The sequence below is a fragment of the Halobacillus sp. K22 genome, assembly GCF_052246795.1.
In the GTDB taxonomy this organism is placed as follows: domain Bacteria; phylum Bacillota; class Bacilli; order Bacillales; family Halobacillaceae; genus Halobacillus.
In genome coordinates this window covers 41,673-64,220 of the sequence record NZ_JBQQCN010000011.1, presented here as the reverse complement: position 1 = coordinate 64,220, position 22,548 = coordinate 41,673, and the positions used below count along the sequence as shown (strand labels likewise).

At 40.7% G+C, this 22,548-nt stretch carries 20 protein-coding genes and 1 pseudogene; 8 read left to right on the top strand and 13 right to left on the bottom strand.

Annotated features, from left to right (window positions below; all coding sequences use genetic code 11):
• Positions 1 to 52 precede the first annotated feature (52 nt).
• The 3 genes from ACTWPM_RS09980 to ACTWPM_RS09970 all read right to left on the bottom strand — a co-directional run bounded on the left by ACTWPM_RS09980 (position 53) and on the right by ACTWPM_RS09970 (position 4,389).
• On the bottom strand, positions 53 to 1,414 hold the full coding sequence (locus ACTWPM_RS09980) for an MFS transporter (RefSeq protein ID WP_443132898.1): 1,362 nt from the start codon (positions 1,412 to 1,414) through the stop codon (positions 53 to 55).
• Positions 1,415 to 1,554: 140 nt separating this feature from the next.
• The gene (locus tag ACTWPM_RS09975) at positions 1,555 to 2,103 is read right to left on the bottom strand and encodes a cysteine hydrolase family protein (protein ID WP_443132897.1); all 549 of its coding nucleotides are present in this window, start codon (positions 2,101 to 2,103) and stop codon (positions 1,555 to 1,557) included.
• A gap of 1,098 nt (positions 2,104 to 3,201) precedes the next feature.
• Entirely contained in the window at positions 3,202 to 4,389 is a 1,188-nt protein-coding gene (locus ACTWPM_RS09970; RefSeq protein ID WP_443132896.1) for an MFS transporter, read from the bottom strand.
• Between the two features lie 431 nt (positions 4,390 to 4,820).
• On the opposite strand from ACTWPM_RS09970, the pseudogene ACTWPM_RS09965 reads away from it, so the two are divergent.
• From ACTWPM_RS09965 to ACTWPM_RS09945, 5 genes and pseudogenes are all read left to right on the top strand, one after another.
• Positions 4,821 to 4,922: pseudogene (locus tag ACTWPM_RS09965) on the top strand (PTS sugar transporter subunit IIA); the annotation flags it as partial.
• 125 nt (positions 4,923 to 5,047) lie between these two features.
• The gene (treP, locus tag ACTWPM_RS09960) at positions 5,048 to 6,457 is read left to right on the top strand and encodes a PTS system trehalose-specific EIIBC component (RefSeq protein WP_443132895.1); all 1,410 of its coding nucleotides are present in this window, start codon (positions 5,048 to 5,050) and stop codon (positions 6,455 to 6,457) included.
• Positions 6,458 to 6,472: 15 nt separating this feature from the next.
• Positions 6,473 to 8,155, top strand: a complete 1,683-nt coding sequence (treC, locus tag ACTWPM_RS09955; RefSeq protein ID WP_443132956.1) for an alpha,alpha-phosphotrehalase — start codon at positions 6,473 to 6,475, stop codon at positions 8,153 to 8,155.
• Positions 8,156 to 8,177: 22 nt separating this feature from the next.
• Positions 8,178 to 8,894, top strand: a complete 717-nt coding sequence (gene treR, locus ACTWPM_RS09950; RefSeq protein ID WP_443132894.1) for a trehalose operon repressor — start codon at positions 8,178 to 8,180, stop codon at positions 8,892 to 8,894.
• A gap of 237 nt (positions 8,895 to 9,131) precedes the next feature.
• Positions 9,132 to 9,635 carry a DUF6933 domain-containing protein gene (locus tag ACTWPM_RS09945; RefSeq protein WP_443132893.1) on the top strand — a complete coding sequence of 168 codons (504 nt, stop codon included), beginning with the start codon at positions 9,132 to 9,134 and terminating at the stop codon, positions 9,633 to 9,635.
• 32 nt (positions 9,636 to 9,667) lie between these two features.
• Here ACTWPM_RS09945 and ACTWPM_RS09940 read toward each other — a convergent pair whose 3' ends face one another.
• The 3 genes from ACTWPM_RS09940 to ACTWPM_RS09930 all read right to left on the bottom strand — a co-directional run bounded on the left by ACTWPM_RS09940 (position 9,668) and on the right by ACTWPM_RS09930 (position 11,853).
• Positions 9,668 to 10,327 (bottom strand): DUF429 domain-containing protein, encoded by a 660-nt coding sequence (locus ACTWPM_RS09940; protein ID WP_443132892.1) that lies wholly within the window; start codon positions 10,325 to 10,327, stop codon positions 9,668 to 9,670.
• A gap of 123 nt (positions 10,328 to 10,450) precedes the next feature.
• Positions 10,451 to 10,576 (bottom strand): hypothetical protein, encoded by a 126-nt coding sequence (locus ACTWPM_RS09935; RefSeq protein WP_422167095.1) that lies wholly within the window; start codon positions 10,574 to 10,576, stop codon positions 10,451 to 10,453.
• Complete coding sequence (locus tag ACTWPM_RS09930) at positions 10,573 to 11,853, bottom strand: tetratricopeptide repeat protein (RefSeq protein ID WP_443132891.1); 1,281 nt, start codon at positions 11,851 to 11,853, stop codon at positions 10,573 to 10,575. Before ACTWPM_RS09930 ends, ACTWPM_RS09935 begins: the two co-directional genes overlap by 4 nt.
• 225 nt (positions 11,854 to 12,078) lie before the next feature.
• On the opposite strand from ACTWPM_RS09930, the gene ACTWPM_RS09925 reads away from it, so the two are divergent.
• Both ACTWPM_RS09925 and ACTWPM_RS09920 read left to right on the top strand, forming a co-directional pair.
• On the top strand, positions 12,079 to 13,671 hold the full coding sequence (locus ACTWPM_RS09925; protein WP_443132890.1) for a M4 family metallopeptidase: 1,593 nt from the start codon (positions 12,079 to 12,081) through the stop codon (positions 13,669 to 13,671).
• A gap of 392 nt (positions 13,672 to 14,063) precedes the next feature.
• Positions 14,064 to 16,013, top strand: a complete 1,950-nt coding sequence (locus ACTWPM_RS09920) for an aconitate hydratase (protein WP_443132889.1) — start codon at positions 14,064 to 14,066, stop codon at positions 16,011 to 16,013.
• A 48-nt stretch (positions 16,014 to 16,061) separates the two neighbouring features.
• On the opposite strand, the gene ACTWPM_RS09915 is transcribed toward ACTWPM_RS09920, so the two are convergent.
• The 4 genes from ACTWPM_RS09915 to ACTWPM_RS09900 all read right to left on the bottom strand — a co-directional run bounded on the left by ACTWPM_RS09915 (position 16,062) and on the right by ACTWPM_RS09900 (position 18,598).
• Complete coding sequence (locus ACTWPM_RS09915) at positions 16,062 to 17,021, bottom strand: ring-cleaving dioxygenase (protein WP_443132888.1); 960 nt, start codon at positions 17,019 to 17,021, stop codon at positions 16,062 to 16,064.
• Between the two features lie 98 nt (positions 17,022 to 17,119).
• Complete coding sequence (locus tag ACTWPM_RS09910; protein WP_443132887.1) at positions 17,120 to 17,818, bottom strand: YqjF family protein; 699 nt, start codon at positions 17,816 to 17,818, stop codon at positions 17,120 to 17,122.
• 82 nt (positions 17,819 to 17,900) lie between these two features.
• The gene (gene sda, locus ACTWPM_RS09905; protein ID WP_443132886.1) at positions 17,901 to 18,053 is read right to left on the bottom strand and encodes a sporulation histidine kinase inhibitor Sda; all 153 of its coding nucleotides are present in this window, start codon (positions 18,051 to 18,053) and stop codon (positions 17,901 to 17,903) included.
• 17 nt (positions 18,054 to 18,070) lie between these two features.
• Complete coding sequence (locus ACTWPM_RS09900; protein WP_443132885.1) at positions 18,071 to 18,598, bottom strand: helix-turn-helix domain-containing protein; 528 nt, start codon at positions 18,596 to 18,598, stop codon at positions 18,071 to 18,073.
• Between the two features lie 556 nt (positions 18,599 to 19,154).
• On the opposite strand from ACTWPM_RS09900, the gene ACTWPM_RS09895 reads away from it, so the two are divergent.
• On the top strand, positions 19,155 to 19,766 hold the full coding sequence (locus ACTWPM_RS09895; protein WP_443132884.1) for a trimeric intracellular cation channel family protein: 612 nt from the start codon (positions 19,155 to 19,157) through the stop codon (positions 19,764 to 19,766).
• A 38-nt stretch (positions 19,767 to 19,804) separates the two neighbouring features.
• Here the strand turns inward: ACTWPM_RS09895 and cysK are convergent, their stop codons facing one another.
• The 3 genes from cysK to ACTWPM_RS09880 form a co-directional block, all read right to left on the bottom strand.
• Positions 19,805 to 20,734: a cysteine synthase A gene (gene cysK, locus ACTWPM_RS09890; protein ID WP_443132883.1), complete on the bottom strand. Its 930-nt coding sequence runs from the start codon at positions 20,732 to 20,734 to the stop codon at positions 19,805 to 19,807.
• A gap of 135 nt (positions 20,735 to 20,869) precedes the next feature.
• Positions 20,870 to 21,502: a YpmS family protein gene (locus tag ACTWPM_RS09885; RefSeq protein WP_443132882.1), complete on the bottom strand. Its 633-nt coding sequence runs from the start codon at positions 21,500 to 21,502 to the stop codon at positions 20,870 to 20,872.
• 17 nt (positions 21,503 to 21,519) lie between these two features.
• The gene (locus ACTWPM_RS09880) at positions 21,520 to 22,461 is read right to left on the bottom strand and encodes an SGNH/GDSL hydrolase family protein (RefSeq protein ID WP_443132881.1); all 942 of its coding nucleotides are present in this window, start codon (positions 22,459 to 22,461) and stop codon (positions 21,520 to 21,522) included.
• Between the last annotated feature and the right edge of the window lie 87 nt (positions 22,462 to 22,548).

Genomic DNA, 22,548 nt, shown 5'->3' with positions numbered 1-22,548 from the left:
AGTTATTAGCATAAATGTCCATACTCAATCATATTCGATTCGATCTTAAATTTCAAATGTCAATTTCTTGAACAGGTATAAACTTCTTAATTCTAGCGGAATAGACCATCAGTACTGCACTTGAAGCAAACATAAGTGCGATTAGAATGCCAAACGGGAGGCTGAAATCTTGAGCAGTATAAGGCTGACGATTCAGTTCAAGCAAGATACCGGCCAGCACTGATCCGGTGGCACTGCCTATAAAATGTGTCTGCTGTTTCAATCCTATCCCTGCACCAATTTGCTCGCTGGGTAATATTCGGGACACCTCGTTTGTTGAACTGGAAGATAAGCTTGAAAAGCCAAAACTAGTAAACATATAAGCAAGCATAATCATATAGGGGCTTACTCTGGCTAACAAGAAAAATACAAGAGCGGAGATTAGTAAAAGCCCGTGCGCCAGGAAAAGTACTTTAATGTTTCCATAAGCATCAATGAGTCGGCCTACATAAATAGCAGCCACTGCAGAAAGCATAGCTCCTGGAAAGATGATCAGCCCAATAGCAGCTGCTCCCCGATCATATACTTGTTCAAGCATGATAGGCATTAAGAATAACACAGCGAAATGGAGAGTAAATCCGATATAACTCATAAAAACAATGCGGCGGTAAAGTCTATTCATTATTAACTCAGGCTGTATAAAAGGAGTGGATGTTTTGTTAATCCTCCACCAGAGCAGGGCAGCAGAAAGCAACCCGCCAAGAAGATAAAGGTTGTTGAATGTAGATATATATAATAGAAACAATGTGGCGCTAATTCCAGAAAGTAGAGCGCCCAACACATCAAAACTAGTTTTAGTAGAAGTTTCTACCGGCATATATTTAAAGAGAACAGGGATAACAAAAACTACTAAAATAGTGACGATAAATAAAAAATTCCAGTTTAAGTAATCTGTAATAAAGCCGCCTGCTACAGGACCAAGGCCAAACCCTAATGAAGTAGCCGAAGCTATTAACGCATAAGCACTTCCCCGGCGTGACATCGGTATATATCTTCCGGCGAACACCATTGATAACCCTGGAATCGCTGCTGCCCCAGAGGCCTGACAAAGTCTCGCAAATAACAGCCAGAAATAAGAATCAGCAAAGAATCCAAGAATGGAGGATAAGCCGAAGATCAAAATGCCGATGGTCAGAAGCTTACGTATGGGAAGGTAATCAGAAAGACGGGTGAATGTAATAGTGGAAATAGCGAGTACAATAGAATATCCCGATACAATCCATGCGCCTTCTGAAGGTTGTAAAGAGAAGTCTCTTAATATATTAGGTAAGGCGATATTAAACATCGTAGTATTCATAACTACAATCAGGATAGAGGCACTTAAAATGAGCACCGTACGGAAATGCTTATTTGAAGGGCGGGGGCTTTCAATCATTCTTTGTCCCTTCCTTTCTACTAAAATATTTAGACACTCGAAATACTATACCATAACATCCTTTAATAGGAAATAGACTAAGGCGGCTTTACGAGTAGTAAATAAAAAGGACCGCCTGCAATTCTCAGGCGGTCTTAGTGTTATCTGATAGAAGCTCCTAGTACGGATTCAAAATGTTCAAGCGCCCATTCGTGACCCAGTTGATTAAAACTGGCTACAGCATCTTTATGAATGGTCAAATTATATCCAAGGTTGTAAGCGTCAACAGCTGTATGGAGAACGCAAATGTCTGTGCAGACCCCGGATAGATGAACATCTGTAACTCCTCGTTCACGCAGCTTTATATCAAGCTCTGTTCCGGCGAAAGCACTATACCTGGTTTTATCCATGTAATAGAGATTGGGCTTGAATTGGCTTCTTTCGTACAAATGATGCAACTCGCCGTATAACCTTCTACCTTCAGTACCGCGAATATTATGGGGTGGGAAAAGCTTTGTTTCTGGATGGTAAGGATCATTTTCTTCGTGAAGGTCCACCGCGAGTACCGTAAAATCATCATTGGATAAGAATTCCTTACATAATTGAGTGAGGCTTTCTTCAATTCGCCGACCAGGTTCCCCGCAGGTTAACGCACCTTCAGAAGCAACGAAGTCATTCGTATAATCAATAACGATCAAGGCTTGCTTCATCCAATCCCTCCTAATATGTCTATACACTTATATTAACAGACAGAAATACTTTCCACATTAAATATAGTTCTGTTAAAAGGGGCTACTGACTTTTCGCATGAGGTTTATTAAGCTATAGGGCCGTATAGTTGAAGACTCAGTTTCGAGATATTTTGTAGAGAAAGGGGCTCCAGGGAACGACTCGCTTTCCGCGGGCATGTGGTGAGCTTCCTCAGGCTTCGCCTTCCGGGATCTCACCGGTCATGTTCATCCCGCAGGAGTCTTCGCCGTTCCCTTCCGCCCCTTTGTGATCATTGAGAGCTCAAAATTGTCTGCATAAACGTCTTCCAATGAACAAGGATCATCTATGTTTCACACTGGTCTTTACGTGTGTTTAGCTGTAGAAACCCTGTTATATAAGCATTGGAAGCAGATGTGGCATGGATTCTATCTCCTATAGCAGGGTCCGTTCACAAGAAATGGCTGGGTTGGTGGGGAAATGGCGAGACTCCCCGGTTAAAAGCGGAGGCACCTTGGTCAGCGACGTATGGACTGGACTGAGCTGGCGGAGATAAAGGAAACACGAAGAGCGTAGCGATTCGATGTTGACTTATCGTACAGAAGTGAGGGAAGTCTCACTAGCCGCTAGGTGCTGGAGCTGGATAGCTCTCTTCAACGTTTAGGCACTCATTTACGCTTACTTTTCTAATAAGTGTAAGAGCGGGAGAAGGAACTAGGTGAGATCCCGCAGGGAGTGAAACGAGCGAGGAAGCTCATGGTAAAAGGAGGATCGACTAAGGTCGCCACGTCCTGTGGCACCGTCGATCGACCCTACCTCGTGTAGGGCCATAGGAAAGTGTTCAAATGTGGAATCACCCCGATAGACACGAACAGCATAAGCCGACCATCAAAAGGATGGCGGTTTTTCCATCCGTTGATGAACGGCTTATGTCTCGAGGGTCTGGGTGATGGAACAAGACGAGTTATTTCCCCACCAGCCTCTTCCAAATATAGTAAAGGGCCCCGATTATCTCGAAACTGAGTATTACAGAAAAGGGAGCTATTCTTTAAGATACGAAGGTTTAAAAGATCCTAAAGGATAAGGAACAGCAGACCATTCTAATAGGAGGCGGCCTGAGTCATTGATTGTGGATGTTTTTGTTTTGTGATGAGTAATAGAACTCCGCAAGAAAGGAGGAGACCGCTTGTGACAAAAAATACAGCTGAAAAACCGAAAGCTCCCGACAAAACGCCTCCCATAGCAGGACCGATAATATTCCCTAAAAAACGCAGGCTTGTATTATAACCAAGGACTTCCCCTTGCATAGCAATGGGAGCCTCCTGACGAATATAAGCAGTTCGTACAGGGATGATTCCTCCAATAGATATCCCTAGCAAGAAGCGCAATACCACTAACTGCCAGATATTTGTTACAAATGCAGCTGGAAAGTACACGATACCGGCCATAAAGAGAAGGAATATCAATATCTTGATATAGCCTTTTCGATCCGATATTCTTCCCCATCGTTTGGCCATTAATAGGTTCCCTAACCCAGCAGCCGAAAAGGCAATTCCAGAGAAAAGAGCTAAATTCTCAGGTCCATGTAGATTTCCTACAAAAAGCGACAGGATCGGCTGAATACTAAAATGAGCTATTTGAACAAATAGTGAAATGACCATAACGATTAGGAGGGTGGGGTGTTTCACAATATGAGAAAGCACTTCTTTTGAATTATAACTGGTTTTCTCGTCTACTCCCTCTACTTCCACCCGCTCTTCTGAAATACCAAGGAAAACGATCACCGCGGATAGAGCTACGGTTATCGATACTAGTTGGAATGTAGATGCGAAACCGATTTGGTCAGCAATCCACCCACCGAGCATAGGACCAAGCAAGCTGCCTGTTATGCTTCCAGTCTGCAGGGTTCCAAGAACCTGTCCGGCGGTTTCTTTTGGGGTCTGAGTTGAAATGAGCGCTTGTGACATAGGGATGAATCCTGTAAATACCCCCATAAACAACCTCAATAAGAATAATTGCCACACAGTTGAAACAAACCCCATAAGCAGTACAGAGACGGCGAGACCAACAGCAGACATAATCAAAATATTTTTTCGGCCGTATCTATCACCAATACGACCCCAGATCGGAGAAAAAATAAAAGCGGTCACAAAGGTAATCCCAAAGATCCAGCCGGACCAAGTTTGAACGTATGAATCTGAAAAATCACCTAATTGATCAATATATAAAGACAAAAAAGGTAAAACCATTGTGATACTGCCAGCAATAAAAAAATTGGCAAACCACATAATCCATAAATTTTTTTGTGTTTGGTGTTTTGTCCTAAGGATAGAAATCCCTTCTTCCAAAAACGAAATTTCGACACTCTAAATATATACCACGAATCCCTGGTATATAAAAGAAAATTAACTTTATACACTGAAATTGTGGAATATGCCCACAAAAAAGGATCTGTCACCAGGTTTTGGAAAGGTGAAAGAGTGATAGATGGATACTATAAATATTTTTTGATAACGGTTGCAAAACTTGTATATACAAATTATAATCGTAAGTAATTGATGTATATACAAGTTTGTGGTTTTGGAGGAAGATTCACGTTCCTGAAGCTTTTTGGATATAAAAATGGGGCGATTATCGCAGCGGCACTAGAGAGTAGCAAAGTTGCACTAGAAAAAGTGTCGCGCCCCGTGTCCTCTCAGAAGATGAGGGGAGAGGTTTTGCCATCGAATTAACTGATGGAATGATTCTTAGTCCAGTGAAAGGAGTGGTGGTACAAATCTTCCATATTAAACATGTGAAAGGATTAAAGCAGAAAACATAGCTTAAACACTTATTCACATCGGTTTGGAATCGGTCAGTATGGAAGGAAGAGGCTTTGAGGCATATATTTCTCAACTCAATTAATGACCGTCAAGAAAAAATAACCCACACTCGGGAGGAATGGAAATGAATCACAAAGAGCAAGCCGAGCAGATTTTGGAAGCAATAGGTGGAAAAGAGAACTTATCAGCTGCTACTCATTGTGTAACCCGTCTTCGATTGGCCCTTCACGATGAAGGCATTGTCGATCAGGAAAAATTGAACAACATTGATGCTGTAAAAGGATCTTTTTCTACCAACGGTCAATTTCAAATCGTGGTAGGGCAAGGTACTGTAGATAAAGTTTATAAAGAATTTGTAGCTTTAGCGGGAATTGGTGAATCATCTAAAGAGGAAGTAAAAGAAGCTTCCACACAAAAGATGAATCCAATTCAAAGAGCGATCAAAACATTAGCCGATATTTTTATTCCGATTCTGCCAGCCATTGTTACAGCTGGTTTGCTGCTCGGTATAAACAACATACTTACAGCTCCAGGTATATTCTGGGACGAGCAATCTGTTATTGATGTTTATCCGCAATGGTCAGATATTGCCAACATGATTATCATTATAGCGAATACAGCCTTTACGTTCTTACCCGGGCTGATTGGCTGGTCTGCCGTTAAGAAATTTGGTGGTAGCCCAATTCTAGGTATTGTTATGGGTCTTATTCTTGTTCATCCAGAGTTACTGAATGCTTGGTCTTACGGGGAAGCCGTAAAAGAGGGGACTGTTCCTACTTGGAACCTCTTCGGATGGGAAATTGAAAAAATTGGTTACCAGGGACAAGTATTACCAGTTCTCGTTGCGTCCTATGTATTAACGAAGATTGAAGTTTTCATGAGAAACCGTGTACCGGATAGTATTCAATTGCTTATCGTCGGACCGGTTGCCCTCCTTGTAACAGGTTTCTTAACCTTCTTATTCATCGGACCGGTTACATTTGCGATCGGTAATGCTATTACTGACGGTCTTGTATCTATTTTTGATAACTTTGCTGCACTAGGCGGACTTATTTACGGTGCACTATACGGAGTTCTTGTTATTACAGGTATGCACCATACGTTCTTAGCTGTTGATATTCAATTGATAGGCAGTACAAATACAACGTTCTTATGGCCAATGCTAGCCCTATCCAATATCGCTCAAGGGTCTGCCGCTTTTGCGATCATGCTTGCCTCAAGAGATGAGAAGCTGAAAGGTCTTGGATTATCTTCTGGTGTCTCCGCATGGCTAGGTATTACGGAGCCTGCGTTGTTTGGTGTTAACTTACGATTCAAATATCCATTTATTATCGCTATTTCTTCATCAGCGATCGCTGGTTTGTATATTTCTGCTCAAGGCGTACTCGCAAACTCAATTGGAGTCGGCGGTGTTCCGGGAATCTTTTCCATCGTATCGGATTATTGGTTCGACTTCATTATTGGGATGGTTATCGTTATCGTCCTACCGCTAGTAGGTACGTATTTATACGCGAAACGTAAAAAAGATGTGTAAGGAGGCGTTATTGTGATTGAACAACCATGGTGGAAAAAAGCTGTTGTTTATCAAATCTACCCAAAAAGCTTTAATGATACAACCGGCAATGGGGTCGGAGATATTCAAGGCATCATTGAGAAGCTGGATTATTTAAATGAACTCGGGGTAGATGTGCTGTGGCTGACCCCAATGTATAAATCACCACAAAATGATAATGGCTATGACATTAGTGACTATTACGATATTCACGATGAGTACGGAACCATGCAGGATTTTGAACAACTGCTTGAAGAGACGCACAAGCGTGGAATGAAACTTATTATGGATCTTGTGGTCAACCACACATCCACTTTCCACCAGTGGTTTCAGGAATCTCAAAAATCGATCGATAATCCTTACCGTGACTATTATATTTGGCGTGACCCCGTAGATGGGGAAGCTCCTACGAATTGGCAATCGAAGTTCGGCGGTAATGCATGGAAGTATGATGAAAAGACGGGACAATACTATTTGCATTTATTTGATGTCACGCAGGCGGATTTAAATTGGGAAAATGAACATCTAAGAGAAGATCTATATACAATGATGCGTTTCTGGGCTGAGAAAGGGATTGATGGATTCCGACTCGATGTAATCAATCTTATTTCCAAAGATCAGGAATTCCCAAATGATGACGGCAGCGTGGCACCAGGCGATGGTCGTAAATACTATACAGATGGTCCGCGTGTCCATGAGTACATGCAGGAAATGAACAGGGAAGTTTTTGCCCCATATGATTTAATGACCGTAGGAGAAATGTCTTCTACCACCGTGGAACACTGTATACAATACACGGCACCTGATCGTAACGAGCTGAGTATGACATTCAATTTCCACCATTTAAAAGTAGATTATCCAAATGGCGAAAAATGGACCGTTGCCGATTTCGATTTCCGTGAACTAAAACAAATTCTTTCTAAGTGGCAGCGCGAAATGAATAAAGGAAACGGATGGAATGCCTTGTTCTGGTGCAACCATGATCAACCTAGAGTGTTGTCACGCTTTGGAGATGAAGTCAATTATCCGGAAGAATCAGCAAAAATGCTGGCGACAACTATTCATATGATGCAGGGGACGCCTTATATTTATCAGGGAGAAGAATTTGGGATGACAAACCCTGGGTTTGAATCGATTGAAAAGTACCGTGATGTCGAATCTATAAATATGTATAAAGAGTTCCGTGAAAAAGGCGTCAACGAAGAGAAAATTCTTGAGATTTTGAAACAAAAATCAAGGGATAATTCTCGTACACCCGTTCAATGGAATGATGAACCGAACGCCGGTTTCACCTCCGGTAACCCGTGGATTGCGGTTGCCGATAATTACAAATCCATTAATGCTGAAAAAGCTAGGAGCACAGAGAACTCTATTTTCCATTACTATCAGAAACTAATTCAGCTTCGAAAAGAAAATGATATCCTTTCATTTGGAGACTATGAACTCTTGACTCCGGAAGATGAACAGATATTTGCGTATCTACGTCAATGGAATGGAGAAAGTCTGTTAGTGATCAATAATTTTTATGGTTCTGAAACTTCCTTCAGCTTACCTGAAAACTTACAACTTGAAGGAAAAACTGAGGTTATGATCAGTAACTATAATGATGTCAGTCAAGACTTGCAGGATGTAAAGCTTCGTCCTTATGAATCAGTGGTCTATCACATTACCCAAGTATGATAAAATACGAATGGTGATGAAAATGAAAAATAAGTATTTAGTCATTTATAATGACCTTGTTGCAGAGATCCAAAGAGGCAGCATTCATCCAGGAGATACGCTCCCCTCTGAACACGAACTATCAAGTCGGTTTAGCACTTCAAGAGAAACCATTCGGAAAGCGTTAAATCTTCTTGCCCAAAATGGCTATATTCAAAAGGTAAGAGGAAAAGGTTCCGTCGTACTCGATCATGGCAAGTTTGAGTTCCCTGTCTCAGGTCTTACGAGTTTTAAAGAGCTATCTAACCAATTGGGCAAAGATTTTCGTACGTTTGTGCATAACCTCACCCTGAGACAGGCGGACGGTTTAATTGGAGAGCAGCTAAACTGTTCCCAGGATCATAAGCTTTGGAAAATTATCCGATCAAGAGAGATCAATGGGGAAAAAATCATTCTTGATAAGGATTATATTCGAGAAGATCTGGTTCCAGGTTTGACCAGCGAGATTGCTGAAGAGTCCATTTATCAGTACATTGAAGATGAACTGGGTCTCATCATAAGTTTTGCAAAAAAAGAGATTGTGGTTGAACCAGTAACTGAAGAAGATCGTAACTATTTAGATTTAGATGGACATGAACAAGTAGTGGTTATTCGAAGCCACGTGTACCTCGCTGATGCTACGTTATTTCAATTTACTGAATCCAGGCACAGACCCGATAAGTTCCAATTCGTTGACTTTGCCAGAAGATCGAAATCTTAGAAAAGAGGAGCCAATATACGGCTCTTCTTTTTTGTCTTTATAGGCTAGCATCAAAAATCCATCTTTATCAAAATCATGAAAGCCTTTCGACTGCTCTCCTAAATCATGCAAATGAAGCAATAGGACAAGTCAGAAACTATGGAAGAAATAGTTATCAAATAAACAGGTGATCCCAGTAGGGAATAGGAGCAGAAACTGTTACAATTAACTTATATTAATGAGATGAGGAGAATCGGTTTGTTTGTTATCGGAGCTACGAAAAAATTGCAAAGTCAACTAGATAAGAAGATTGAAAGTACAGAGGAGTATAAACAGATATCTCAGATTTATCAATGGCAAGCCAATATTATTAAGGTGAATGGGCGTCACTGCTTAATACTGATGAACAATAAAACAGCATTAAACCTCACATTGTTCGGGTTGGAAAGTCCTCAGTTTGAAAATATTGACAATGTAATAAAAGGATCCATGAATCAGCTATTTCAAACACTCGGTATTGAGGAGACTATAGCTGAAAGCATGTTAGAAGCTTCTAAAGAAATCGTTTATACAAAAACGAGCAGTCGTCAGACTTTAGGGTTAATGAATGAAATAAAGTCGAGTATAGAACAACAAACCAAAAATAAAGAATATAAAGACATTGATGCGGTGACTATTAATCAAAAGAATAATCGTATGACATTCAAGGCTTTAGATGGCCAAACACCTCTTCACGCATTCCAAAGATACTTTGAAGATTAGGAGAGCAGCACGTTACATACGTGCTGCTTTTTTTAACAGCTAAATGGGAAGGGGTGATGAGGGGGTTGCTCTGACATGTGCCAGGAAGGTGATTTACCTTCACTGCACCAGTGCCAGCAGGCAAGAGCGGCCAAACATGCATCTAATTGGTGAGTGGAGGAATCCTCAACTTTGTCAACGGATTGAAAATAATGTTCTGACAACCACCTATGAACGAATTTCCTGCTTTGTTCATCTTTTTTATAAAGGACAGCCTGTGTCCTGTCTTCTAAAGATAAACGTGAGGCTAGAGCCATTCCAGGATGAACCTCGACAATATTAACAGTATCAGGAAATTTTTTCTCAAGCATATGGGCAATATGAATACCTCTTGCAGTTAAGTAAATCATTCTAGTGAGGGTAGGGGGCATAATGGACCCAGGTTTAACCCCGAGGCTTTTCGCGTAATTTCTTAACTTGCGATCAGTTTCTCTATCTCCTCCGCCATCCTGGTAGGATAAAGGAGCGTCTATTCCGATATAAATTTTATTGTTGTTTTTTGCCTGCTCAGAAATAATAGAAACGATGCCTTGATCGGAAAGCCCGGTGTAAAGTTGTTCTATGGATAATTGATTTTTTTCTTCATGGCAAATCACAGCGGCTGTATCTTTATGATTGGAGGGTCCAGACAGATCTATGCCAACGGTTTTCACTTTACATCCTCCTCTCTATAGATAGTAAAAAAAGACCCCTGCCACAAGGGCAGAGGCGAAAGTTTGTATAGTTATAGGATTAGGGGAGGTGCTAATTACACATTAATAATGAAAAACAAAAACTTAAACTTCTTCAACTTCAGCTACTAGTGGTCTCGGGTATGCATCTACTGCACTGTCACTTAAGATAGGCGCAGCTGCAGATGCTAGAAATGCTACTACTCCAATTACAGCAATCATTTTCTTCATAAGAGTATCCCTCCTAAATTAGAATGTTTATTTAACAATTGGATTGCTAACCTTAGGTAAGTTGATGATTTTTTATACATACGTTGTTCTTCTAATATATCAGCTAAAAACATAGCATATCGAATTACATAAATATGCTCTTTTTTTTCTTGAAAGAACGGAATAATTGTATCCTCTAGAAATTTGGATAGATTGGTACTCTGTTTAATTACTTTTTTATAAACTTCAAAATGAAGGCTATAAGCTTCAGAAGGAAAGCTTTTTAGCTTTTCTTCACCTTTGTGTACCCATTCTAAGCATCCCGTTTTATTTCCAAGACGATAATTTTCAATGATGAGACCGTGTATAGTAGTTAAATAATCATACTCTTGAAATTCGGATTCTGAATCGTGGTATTCTAAACTTTTCTTATAATTAATAATAGCTGATTCGTGGTTTTCAATCCGAGATTCCAACGTTCCTATGTTAATAAAAACTAGTCTCAATTGATTTTGATTCCCTGTTTGTAAGGCGATTTTTCGCGCCAAGTGAAAGTTCTCGAGTGCTTTTGCATAGTTTTTTAAACGACTATAGTTGATTCCTTGTAAGATGTGACAATCCGCACTTTTGGCTAAATCATAATTCGCCTGATAAATTTCCAGCGCCTGGTCTACATAAAATACGGATGCGGATATGTGATTGGCCTGACTTGTACTTAAGGCAAGAAGATAATAAAGATCGCTGAATTCCCAATCTTCCAATTTAACAGAAGAACTGTAATTCTTAGCTTCCATTAATTCTTGGAATGAATTGTCAAAATCTCCCTGGTAGTACTTAAGAAGTCCAGAACCTAGATGATAATAGAACTCCATCTCTTCATCAAAGGTATCCTTATATTGACGGATATTTTCCCATGTTTTATAAGCTTCGTTTACTTCATTTTCTAAAAGAAGATGCCGTATCCGAAACAATTCAAAGAAAATATACAAATGATGGTTTTCCTGGGTTTCTTTCTGTTTGAGAATATCTTCTTTTAGCTTCTTTGCGTCTTCTTCGCGTTTAAAAGCTATAGCCTCATACCATTCCTTCAGTTTTTCCTTCGAAGGATGGTTAGATGAAGTCTCAAGAAAATCAAGACCGAGTCGTTCGTAAAGCAATTCTAATACTTCGAACGCGGGAACGGTTTGATCATTCTCAATTTTGGAAAGATACGCCGGTGAGATAATTCCATCTGCCAGCTGGTTTTGGGTTAACCCTTGCTTGACTCGATGAAATCGAAGTACTTTACCATATTCCATTGGCCACACACCTAGTTGATCAACTGTTGATTTGGAAGAGTGTGCCTCTTTCAAATCTATATTTAGAATACATGTTCGATTAGGAATTTTCAACTGTATTTACGTGTTTCCCAAGTCGTGAAAAATTTGAGGCTTTAAGGGGGAATTTGACCCCTGACTTTCACAGTATAGTCGTCTGAATATTATGATATATTGGGAATGCATTACAAATATAGGAGGGATTCGATGAATTGGAAATCAGTAACAGCTGCATTTGTATTAGGGACAAGCATAGTGTCTGGCGGGACATTAGCTTATGCCGAGGATGATTCGAGTGTTAAAGGCAAAGGGGTTACTTCGGAATTTGTCACAGAGGACTTAAAATTAAAAGGTTCTAAGGTTAAGAGCGATAAAGCTGTAAAAGAATTTTTTAAAGAGAAGCGCAAGGAATTTAATTTTAACCCAAATAGAGATTTATCTTTAGTAAAAAAGGAACAAGACGAGGTCGGAATGACTCACTATACTTATCAGAGAACAGTTGGAAATGTCCCGATAGCTAACGCAAAAATTATGGTACATACTAACGCTAGCGGGGATGTTACTTCAGTTAATGGCGAATTTCACGAGAATGCTCCAGAAAAAGTAAAGCAGCAGAGAGAGTTAACTAGTAAAGAATCTATTAATCTAGCGTGGAATCATATTGATGTTAATAGAAAAAAAGCTGATAAAGTTCAAAAAAGCGAACTAGGCAAAGATTTTGAAACCTTAACCGAAAACTCTAACCTTGTTGTGCATCATGAAGATGGAGAGTACACGTTAGCTTATCATGTGGAACTCCAGTTTTCTCAACCGTATCCGGCGAATTGGCAGATTTATATCAACGCCGATAATGGAGAAGTTATAAAAGCGGCTAATGTGGTTCATGAAGCAACTGGTACAGGGACGGGAGTGTTAGGTGACTCAAAAACACTGAATACGTATGCTTACAATAACACTTACTATTTATTTGATACAACGAAACCGATGAATGGCGTTATTGAAACATTCGATAATTATGGGGGTCAATACAGCAGTCTGCCTGGTTATTATGTTACAGACTCTGGTAATACATTCAACAGTGAGAGGCAAAAAGCAGCAGTTGATGCTCACTATTATGCTGGAGAAGTTTTTGATTATTACTATGACACATTTGGACGAGTCAGTTATGACAATCAGGGCGCAGATATTCGTTCAACCGTTCATTATGGTTCAAACTATAATAATGCGGCTTGGACCGGGAATCAAATGATTTACGGAGATGGTGATGGTTCGACTTTCACCTACCTGTCAGGGGCTGATGATATTGTAGCTCACGAATTGACCCATGCGGTAACAGATACTACAGCGGAGTTAATATATGAAAATCAATCTGGTGCATTAAATGAATCATTCTCCGATGTGTTCGGTTTCTTTGTGGATTCAGAGGATTGGTTAATGGGGGAAGATGTATATACTCCAGGAACCTCAGGGGATGCTCTGCGCTCTCTTTCCAACCCAAATGCTTACAATCAGCCGGACCATATGAATGAATACCGTAATCTGCCTAATACAGAAGCTGGAGATTGGGGCGGGGTTCATATTAATAGTGGTATTCCAAATAAAGCAGCTTATTACACCATCAACAGTATTGGTAAATCCAAAGCTGAAGATATTTATTACAGGGCTTTAACCGTTTATTTGACGCCAAGCAGTAGTTTCTCAAACGCTCGACAGGCTCTCGTTCAATCAGCGAAAGATCTTTATGGATCTCAGGTAGCGAACGCTGTTTCAAATGCCTGGAACAACGTAGGAGTAGATTAAACTAATAGTGGAAAAGAAAGGGGCTGAATAAGCTCCTTCTTTTTTGATTAGTTTTGCTAAATCACCAGTCTGATTATTTACTATAAATTCCTGATGCTTAGAGGAAATTTTATTCCCTGTAGTTGTAAGATATGATCGTCAGTATAGTCACTTTCCACCAGGGACTCTTCGCCATATCTTATCTTGGCCACACGTTTTCCTAATCTATTCGGTGGAAAAAACTCCTTGACTCGATAGAAAAAACCTTCAATTATATAGGGGAAATTCTATTTTTAACCAGGGGACATCTAATTCTACGAGTAAAGGACCAGGATTTAGGGTATAAAAAGTATAGGAATACTTAGATACCTCAAGAAACTACCTATTAATTTGGTGAGAAGGAGGAATTAAGTGTGAGTTATAATGTCACACAAAAGCTAATTAAAGATCATTTAGTTAAGGGGGAGATGACCCCAGGTACTGAAATCGGTTTGAAAATCGATCAGACTTTAACACAAGACGCTACAGGTACGATGGTCATGCTTGAACTGGAAGCTATGGGGATTGAACGCGCGCAAACGGAGGCGTCTGCCCAATATGTGGACCATAACTTAATTCAGGAAGACAGTAAGAACCCTGACGACCACTTATTCTTAGAAAGTGCAGCTAAACGGTTCGGTCTTCATTTCAGCCGTCCAGGTAACGGAGTAAGTCACCCTGTTCACATGCAGCGCCTGGCTACCCCAGGTAAGACCCTGCTTGGTTCCGACAGTCACACATGTGCAAATGGCTGTATGGGTATGCTTGCCATGGGCGCAGGCGGAATCGATGTAGCTATGGCTATTGCAGGAGAACCTTTCTATGTAAAAATGCCTAAAGTATGGGGCGTTAAAGTAACGGGAGAATTCCCTGATTGGGTAAGTGCTAAAGATGCTATTCTTGAAATGTTGAGAAGACATGGGGTTAAAGGTGCTACTAACCATGTATTTGAATACTACGGTCCAGGCCTGAAAAACCTAACTGCCATGGATCGCCACGTTATCGCAAACATGGGTGCGGAACTTGGAGCAACAGGTACGGTTTTCCCATCCGACGAAGAAACGAAGCGATTCATGAAACTCCAAGGTCGTGAGGAAGACTGGATGGAGTTGAAAGCGGATGATGGTGCTTCTTATGATGTTCATGATGAACTGAACTTATCTGAACTGGGGCCAATGATCGCTAAACCTTCCAGCCCAGGAAACGTAGTACCTATCGAAGAAGTTGAAGGAGAATCTATTTATCAGTCTTACATTGGTTCATCAGCTAATCCGGGCTACCGTGATTTCGCCGTTGCTTCCAAAATAGTAGAAGGACGTCGAATTGCAGACGGTGTATCCTTTGACTTAAACCCAACTTCAAGACAAATGCTGGTTGACCTTTCTCAAGAAGGGCATATAGCTAACTTCCTGCAATCTGGAGGTCGTTTGCACCAGGCGGGCTGTAATGGTTGTATTGGAATGGGACAGGCACCCGCAACAGGACGTAACAGCTTACGTACTACACCAAGGAACTTCCCGGGCCGTTCAGGTACAAAAGAAGATAGTGTGTTCTTATGCAGTCCGGAAACAGCGGCTGTATCAGCGTTGACAGGAAAAATCACGGACCCTAGAAAGTCAGACTTTGATTATCCAACTATTAAAGAGCTGGAAGAGCCTACTATTGACACGCGGCTACTAGATAAGCCACTGCCTTATGAAGAAGCGAAAGAAGTAGAACTTGTAAAAGGGCCAAACATTGCGTCTATTCCTAAGATGGATGAGCTACCGAATGACATGGAGCTTCCAATCTTACTGAAAATGGGCAATGACATTTCTACAGATGAAATTTTAGCAGGCGGTGCCAGAGTATTGCCATACCGCAGTAATCTGCCTGAGATCAGTAAGTTCACGTTTGAAATCGTAGATGAAACGTATCATGACCGTGCCATGGAAATCCGAGATCAAGGTGGTCATGCAGTCGTTGCAGGCATGAACTATGGTCAAGGTTCGAGCCGTGAACATGCCGCGCTTGCTCCAAAATATTTAGGTCTCAAAGTAGCCATTGTAAAAGACTTTGCCCGGATCCACTGGCAAAACCTGGCCAACTTTGGAGTTCTCCCATTAACATTTGTGAATGAAGAGGACTTAGAGGATTTAGAACAAGGCGATGTCCTGTTATTTAAAGGATTGAGAGATGGCATTAAACAATCCAACCAGGTAGAAGTAGAAGTGAAAGGCAAGGACAAGACCTTAAAATTAGAACATGCGCTATCTGAACGTCAAATTGAAATCATGCAAATGGGCGGTTTAATTAATTGGGTTAAAAATCGCTTAGAAAAATAATTAGTAATAAAAGACGGCGACCTAAGAGGATCGCCGTCTTTTTCATGTTCATTCATAGTTATTAGTGTGAAGCGGTGTTAAACGCTCTTCTATCTCATTGCGCTTTTCCTCAAGGAAAGGAGGTAAGGCTAGCGTTTCTCCTAAATTTTGTTTAGTTTCGTCTGTGTCAAAACCTGGACCATCTGTAGCCAGCTCGAATAATATATGATTTGGATCTCTAAAATAAAGGGATTTAAAGTAGTAACGATCTACGACCCCTGAATTAGGGAAGCCAGCCTCCTGAATTTTCACTTTCCATTTCTCCAGCTCTTGTTCATCTTCTACTCTGAAGGCCACGTGGTGGACACTGCCACGGCCGGGTTTCTCACGTTTCCATTCAGCTTTCTCCTCTACGCAAACTTGGGATCCACTCCCGCCTTCACCGGTTTCAAAAGCACACCAGTCTGCCTCAGGGTGATCCAGTTCACGAAAACCTAAAATATCAGTTAACACTGCTTTGGTAAGTGAAAGATTGGTAACTGTGAGATGGACTGGACCAAGGCCAACTATTCCGTACTGTTTAGGTACAGGACTTTTTGACCAGGGACTCCCGCCGGCAACTCCTTTATTGAATTCATCAGATACAAGCTTTAAGCGCTGGCCTTCAGGGTCTCGGAATGAGATCACTTTTTTACCGGCTTGTTCTTCAATAGAATCTCGATCAACTTCGTATTGATCAAGCCGCTCTTGCCAATAGTTTAAAGCCTCATCAGTTGGCACTCGGAGAGAAGTAGTGGAAATGCTCTGAGAACCTGGATAGGTATGGCCTGCACGTTTTATTTCAAAGAAAGTTAAATCTGTTCCAGGGGATCCAGCTTCATCCGCGTAAAACAAGTGATACATGGAAGGGTCATCCTGATTGACAGTTTTTTTGACCAGGCGCATCCCCAATACCTTTGTATAGAAATCGAAATTTGCTTTTGCGTTCGCTGTGATCGCTGAAACGTGGTGGATTCCTTTAATATTCATTGAAGCGGTCTCCTTTACTTAAAGAATAAGTGTTAAACAATAATCTCGAATTCAAGATAAATATTATCGTTATTCTCCCTTGTTGTCAATTTTCCGATTTATAATTTCTGAAAAGGGTAGAGGTACACTTCTAAAGATCTTGAAAAATAGGTTATGGGCTGGTTATGAAAGATTAATTCTGGCAGGAAATCCGCAATACCATTGATAAGAATATCGCTTTCCGCTGGCTGAAGCTGCCAGGATTTGTGCTCAATAGGTCCTTTAAAAACGGAAGAGCCGTGCACAGTCCAAAGCATATACCTTTCCGTTAACCAGTTCATCAAAGATCCCGGCTTAAAGGAATGGAAGGAATTGAATATCCTAAAGCGGGCATGAAAGTGAGATTCTGGCATCCCTGGATGGGTTCGCCGACTTGAAAAGTGAAGGTTGTTTCCTTGTTTGTCTAACCTAACTTGTGCGTTTAAGTAGGGCAAGCCAAACAATGTACGCGCTAAAAAAACCCCAAGACTGTGGTTAGCGTCAAGGGAAATAAAATAAACACCTGGTTCTCCTTTATATGTGACGTAAGTTCTCACATTTAGGTCTAATAATTGATTACCAAAAGGAATTCGTGGAATACCTCTAAATCGGATATCTTTCATATGAAAGGGGACAATGGCAATCCAGGCCATTCCATTATATAAATCCAACTCTAATTCATTGGGTACAAAGGGGAGCAAGTCAATTTCTGGCACAGGCCAATGCATAAAAATAAGGTGTTCCCACGACTGATGGATGATCCACGGAGAAGGTGACACCGGGACTTCACCTCTTTTTACTTATGTTATTCCCTTTTCTATAGTAAGCATTCATTTCAATAGGTTTTTTAAGTATAGATGTTCATTTTGTTTTGTGGGCAGGACGTGGTTTTCCTTGATTTCTCTCTTGGACCTCATCTTCAAGTAGATGGATAAAAGAGTGATCTAATTTCATCTCCACTGCTCTTTGAAGTGAACGTATAAGTAAATGGTGTGGTATTTTTTTAACAATCATAGGATATCCCACTTTCCTTATAATAGAAGTTCTGTTGATGCAGTAGCTGCTCCTATAATATCGCCTGCATGGTTATAGAGGGGCTGGGCAAATACGTCATAATAGAGTAATCCATCTGACAAAGGGAAAGAGATTCGTTCCCGAAGTGGTTCATTTGTTTCGATTACTCTTTTTTTCAAGTCCATTAAAGCGAGGGTGCCTTCATTATAGTCAAGTTCATCGTCACGTTTTCCAAGTACATTACTCATCTTAAAATCAGGATGGGGATTGAACATCCAGGTGTAACGAAGCGATAGGTCACAATGGGCCAGAATGATGGGGGAGTTAGCTAAAGCAGTCTGAAAAGGTTCACTCAGATGCTCTGTAAAAAACAGGGAAGGGTTAATATGGAGAAATGAAGCAATTTGAGATGCCACGGCCATGCTGGGATTTCTAGTCCCATTTTCAATTTGAGCATAATATGCGCGATCGATGTGAGCGCCCTCGGCAATTTGCTGTTGAGTCAATTGTTGTTCCTTTCGGAGCTGGGTCAGCCATCTTCTCATTTTTTCCACATCCTACTTTCTTTTTCTAAATAAAATAATTCGCATTATCTTCTTATATTCCTTGTGGCAGTTTGCAACAAGTTTACTTGATGAGATAAGTAAATAGCAACATAATCCATAAAATGGAATTTTATATACGTGACGTTTCTTTTAAACAATATTATTTTTTACAGATATTTCTGTTATAATCATTCAGGCTGACTATTTAAAGAATTGGCTCTGTTAAAGTTTATAGTTGATTTTTTATAAGAGACTTATTACACAATAGGTCCAGATTGTGGAAGACTCAGTTTCGAGCTATTGGGTTAGAGCGAAGGTCCTGCGGGGGACGATTCGCTTTCCGTGGCCCTGCAAGACGCAGGGGCGTTCGACCCTACGTCGGTAGGGCCATAGGAAATCGAGTTATTTCCCCACCAGCCCTCTTCCACATAGAGTGGCGGACCCAATTTATCTCGAAATCAAGTCTTCCAGTATTGGGAGCTTATCCTTTAAATCAAGACGTAAATTTAACAGAGCTAAAGAATTAGAAACTGGTAGATGAGAGAGGAGATCTTTCATGAGTTGGGATATATTAAACATTTTGGCGGTTAGTGCTTTTGCTTTTAGTGGAGCTATTGTGGCACTCAATGAACGCTATGACATATTTGGGACATTCATATTAGGGATTGCTACACCTTTCGCGGGGGGAGTGATCCGGAATATAGCACTGGACGTTCCTGTAGTTCATGTGTGGGAACAAGGCTATCTTCTTTATGTGGCATTTGGAACCATTGCCGTGGTCTATTTCTTTCCTAAAACCTGGGTTCTTTCCTGGGACCGATGGAATATTTATCCGGATGCAATTGGTTTATCAGCATTTGCCTTGCAAGGAGCTTCATTTGCTATTGAAAATAATTTTCCGCTAGGAGGAATTATTTTTGCTGCTATATTGACTGGGGTGGGCGGGGGAGTTACAAGAGACGTCCTTGCCCAGCGGCGACCGATGGTTCTCCATCAGGAGATTTATGCTGTATGGGCATTAATGGCGGGTTTGTTAGTAGGGGTTGGTATCATAGATGTGCACAGCGCTTCCCAAACCTACTTTTTGTTCTTCTTAGTGATTGCCTGTCGCGTCTTGTCCTATCATTTAGGCTGGCACCTAAGATTTAGAGATTTATACAGACTTTAAAAAAGAGTTCGACCTTCAGAAGGCCGTACTCTTTTGTATTAATATCGGAAGAGATCGCCGGACAGGTATCTTTCTCCTGTGTCAGGGGCAATACAGACGACGATTTCCCCAGGTTGTTTTTTTGAAGCTACCTGCATGGCAGCCCAGCAGGCTGCCCCGCATGATGTCCCTAATAAAAGACCTTCTTCTCGTGCAAGCCGTCTAGTAATATCGTAGGCATCTTCATCAGTAACCTGAAAGATTTCATCGTAGATTTCCTGGTTCAAAATACTAGGAATAAAACCAGGGCTTGTACCTACCAGCTTGTGTTTTCCAGGCTTTCCACCGGAGAGAACAGGAGAACCGGATGGTTCGGCAACATGAATCGTCATGTCCTCGAATCGTTTTTTGAGTTCTTCGCCTGTCCCAGTAATGGTTCCTCCCGTGCCAGCAGTTGAGACGAAACCGCTTAGCGGCTTTCCTAACTCATCCATTGCTTCAATAATTTCTGCAGCGGTGGTATGACGGTGAGCATCTGGATTAGCCATATTTTCAAATTGCATGGGCATAAAGCTATTATCAATCTCTTCTACAAGTTCTTTCGCCTTTTTAATAGCTCCGGGCATTTTTTCATCGCCTGGGGTTAAGACGATCTCTGCACCATATGCTTTCAGAAGGTTAATACGCTCCTGAGTCATCGTATCAGGCATGACAAGAATAGCGCGGTAACCTTTAGCGGCAGCGTTCATTGCAATACCTATCCCAGTGTTTCCACTAGTGGGCTCAACGAGTGTAGAGCCTTCTTTTAGAAGGCCGTCTTGTTCAGCTTGAGCCATCATATTGTAGGCAGCACGGTCTTTAACACTTCCACTCGGGTTGTACTTTTCAAGTTTCAAGTAAATGTCTGCTCCACCTTCAGGAGCTAAACGATTTAATTTAACAAGAGGAGTATCTCCAATTAAATCAGCAATATTATTTACAACACGCATACGGTCACTTCCTTTTTATACAAGGGTTTGTACTTAATTCTATCATGTTCTCCTATAACGTTCATCTCTTGAGGACTGCTGGAGTAAGTGCCCTGAAGAGTAGAAATAACCGCTCCATGGTGTGCTGAGCGGTTATTAAAAGTTTTTCTGGACCATCTTTTGAGCAAACTGGAATGAATCCTGCGGAACGGAAATTTTAAATGCTAACTGATTTGAATTTAAGTTGAATCGATCAACCCGGACATTAAAGTTACTGGCCGTGTCCATTTGGGTGACAGCTACATAAATATTTTCTTCATTAGGATTTACCATAACCCATTCTGGAAGTTTATAGTTATCCTTTACAAAACCTAAAACCTTTTTATTCGGTAACGGAAGTTGTCCAAGTGATATCCGCTCTTGCTCAAGAACAAGGTCTCCATTTTCCTGAACGACAGGAGTTAATTCCACTTTAATAGGAATGACTTGATCAAATGCTTTGATATTGCCTGTGAGGGTTACATTTCTATCTAGGGTTATGGAATAGTCAAATACTGTCTGTGTTGATAATTCTTTTAAATACTCATTAGCCAGCTGCTGCATGTTTTCCTTGGTCGATACGATCGTAAATTCTGCATCTGAACTTTGCTTTTCTTTATCTACATTGACCAGCGTATAGGTGCTTGGTAAAAAAACAAGGGAAAGCACAACTAATAAGACTATAATATTTAAAATTGCTAACAGCCAAAAAGAAGTGCGCCACTTATTATTTAGGAAAAATCGTTTCATTTGCACATTCCACCTGTTTATTGTTCGATGTCCGGTCTTATATATTCTAACACGCGTTCCGCAATTCTTTTATAGCCTTTTTCATTTGGATGGAAGTAGTCTTCTTTCCATAGAAGTTCCTCTTCAGCTCCTAGAAAAATATCTTTAATAGGAATAAACTCTGCTTGTTCATAGTTAGAAATTACTTCTTTGCTTACACGGTTCCAATCACTCATAATCTGTCCCAGTTCAGGAATATTATTAAAATAATATTCAAAAGGATTATAGAGACCGATTAAATAGATGTGTACATCCGGGTTAAGACGCTCCACTCTTTGAAATATTTCATTTAAGTGCTCTTTATAGCCTTTTTGAGCTTCTTGAAATTGCTCATAATTTAGGCTGGCAAAATTATTTTTTACCACTTTCATAACATCGTTGGCTCCAATAGTAATTAAAACTACATCCGCTTCACTCAATGACTGAGAAATTTCTTCCGTTTCCATACGTTCTAAAAGCTGATCTGTACGGTTGCCGCGCACACCGTAATTGGCTATGTCGAAAGTTTCTAACGGTTGGTTGCTATTGATTGTATCTTCTAGTATACCCACATACCCTTCGTTATCTGTTGAATCACCAACTCCTTGAGTCAGTGAATCCCCTATGGCTACAACATCAAGGTCTTGCCGTACAAAAAGACCGCGGGCACTTTCAATGACACTGGTAAATACTTCACGAAGTTCACCGCTTAACGTTTCTTCATCTTCATTAACATCAGCTTCGTTCCCCGATTCGTTTACATCACTTTCTTCATCATTATCATTCAGTTTGTCTTCTTTTTCTATCCCCTCTGTTTCAGTTTGCGGGGGAGGGGATTTCGGGTTCTCTTGATTATCCGGCGTATAGATAAATGCTGCTATGATGAAAAAGGCGATCGTAAGGGTGAGCAAAACAGACGCTACCCATCTCCAAATTTTCAATTTAGATCACCTCGTTTTTTAGTTTCCTTTATATCCTATTATATGTTGTAACCATCTAATGGGAAATTGAAAAGTTTTTCCCCCAAT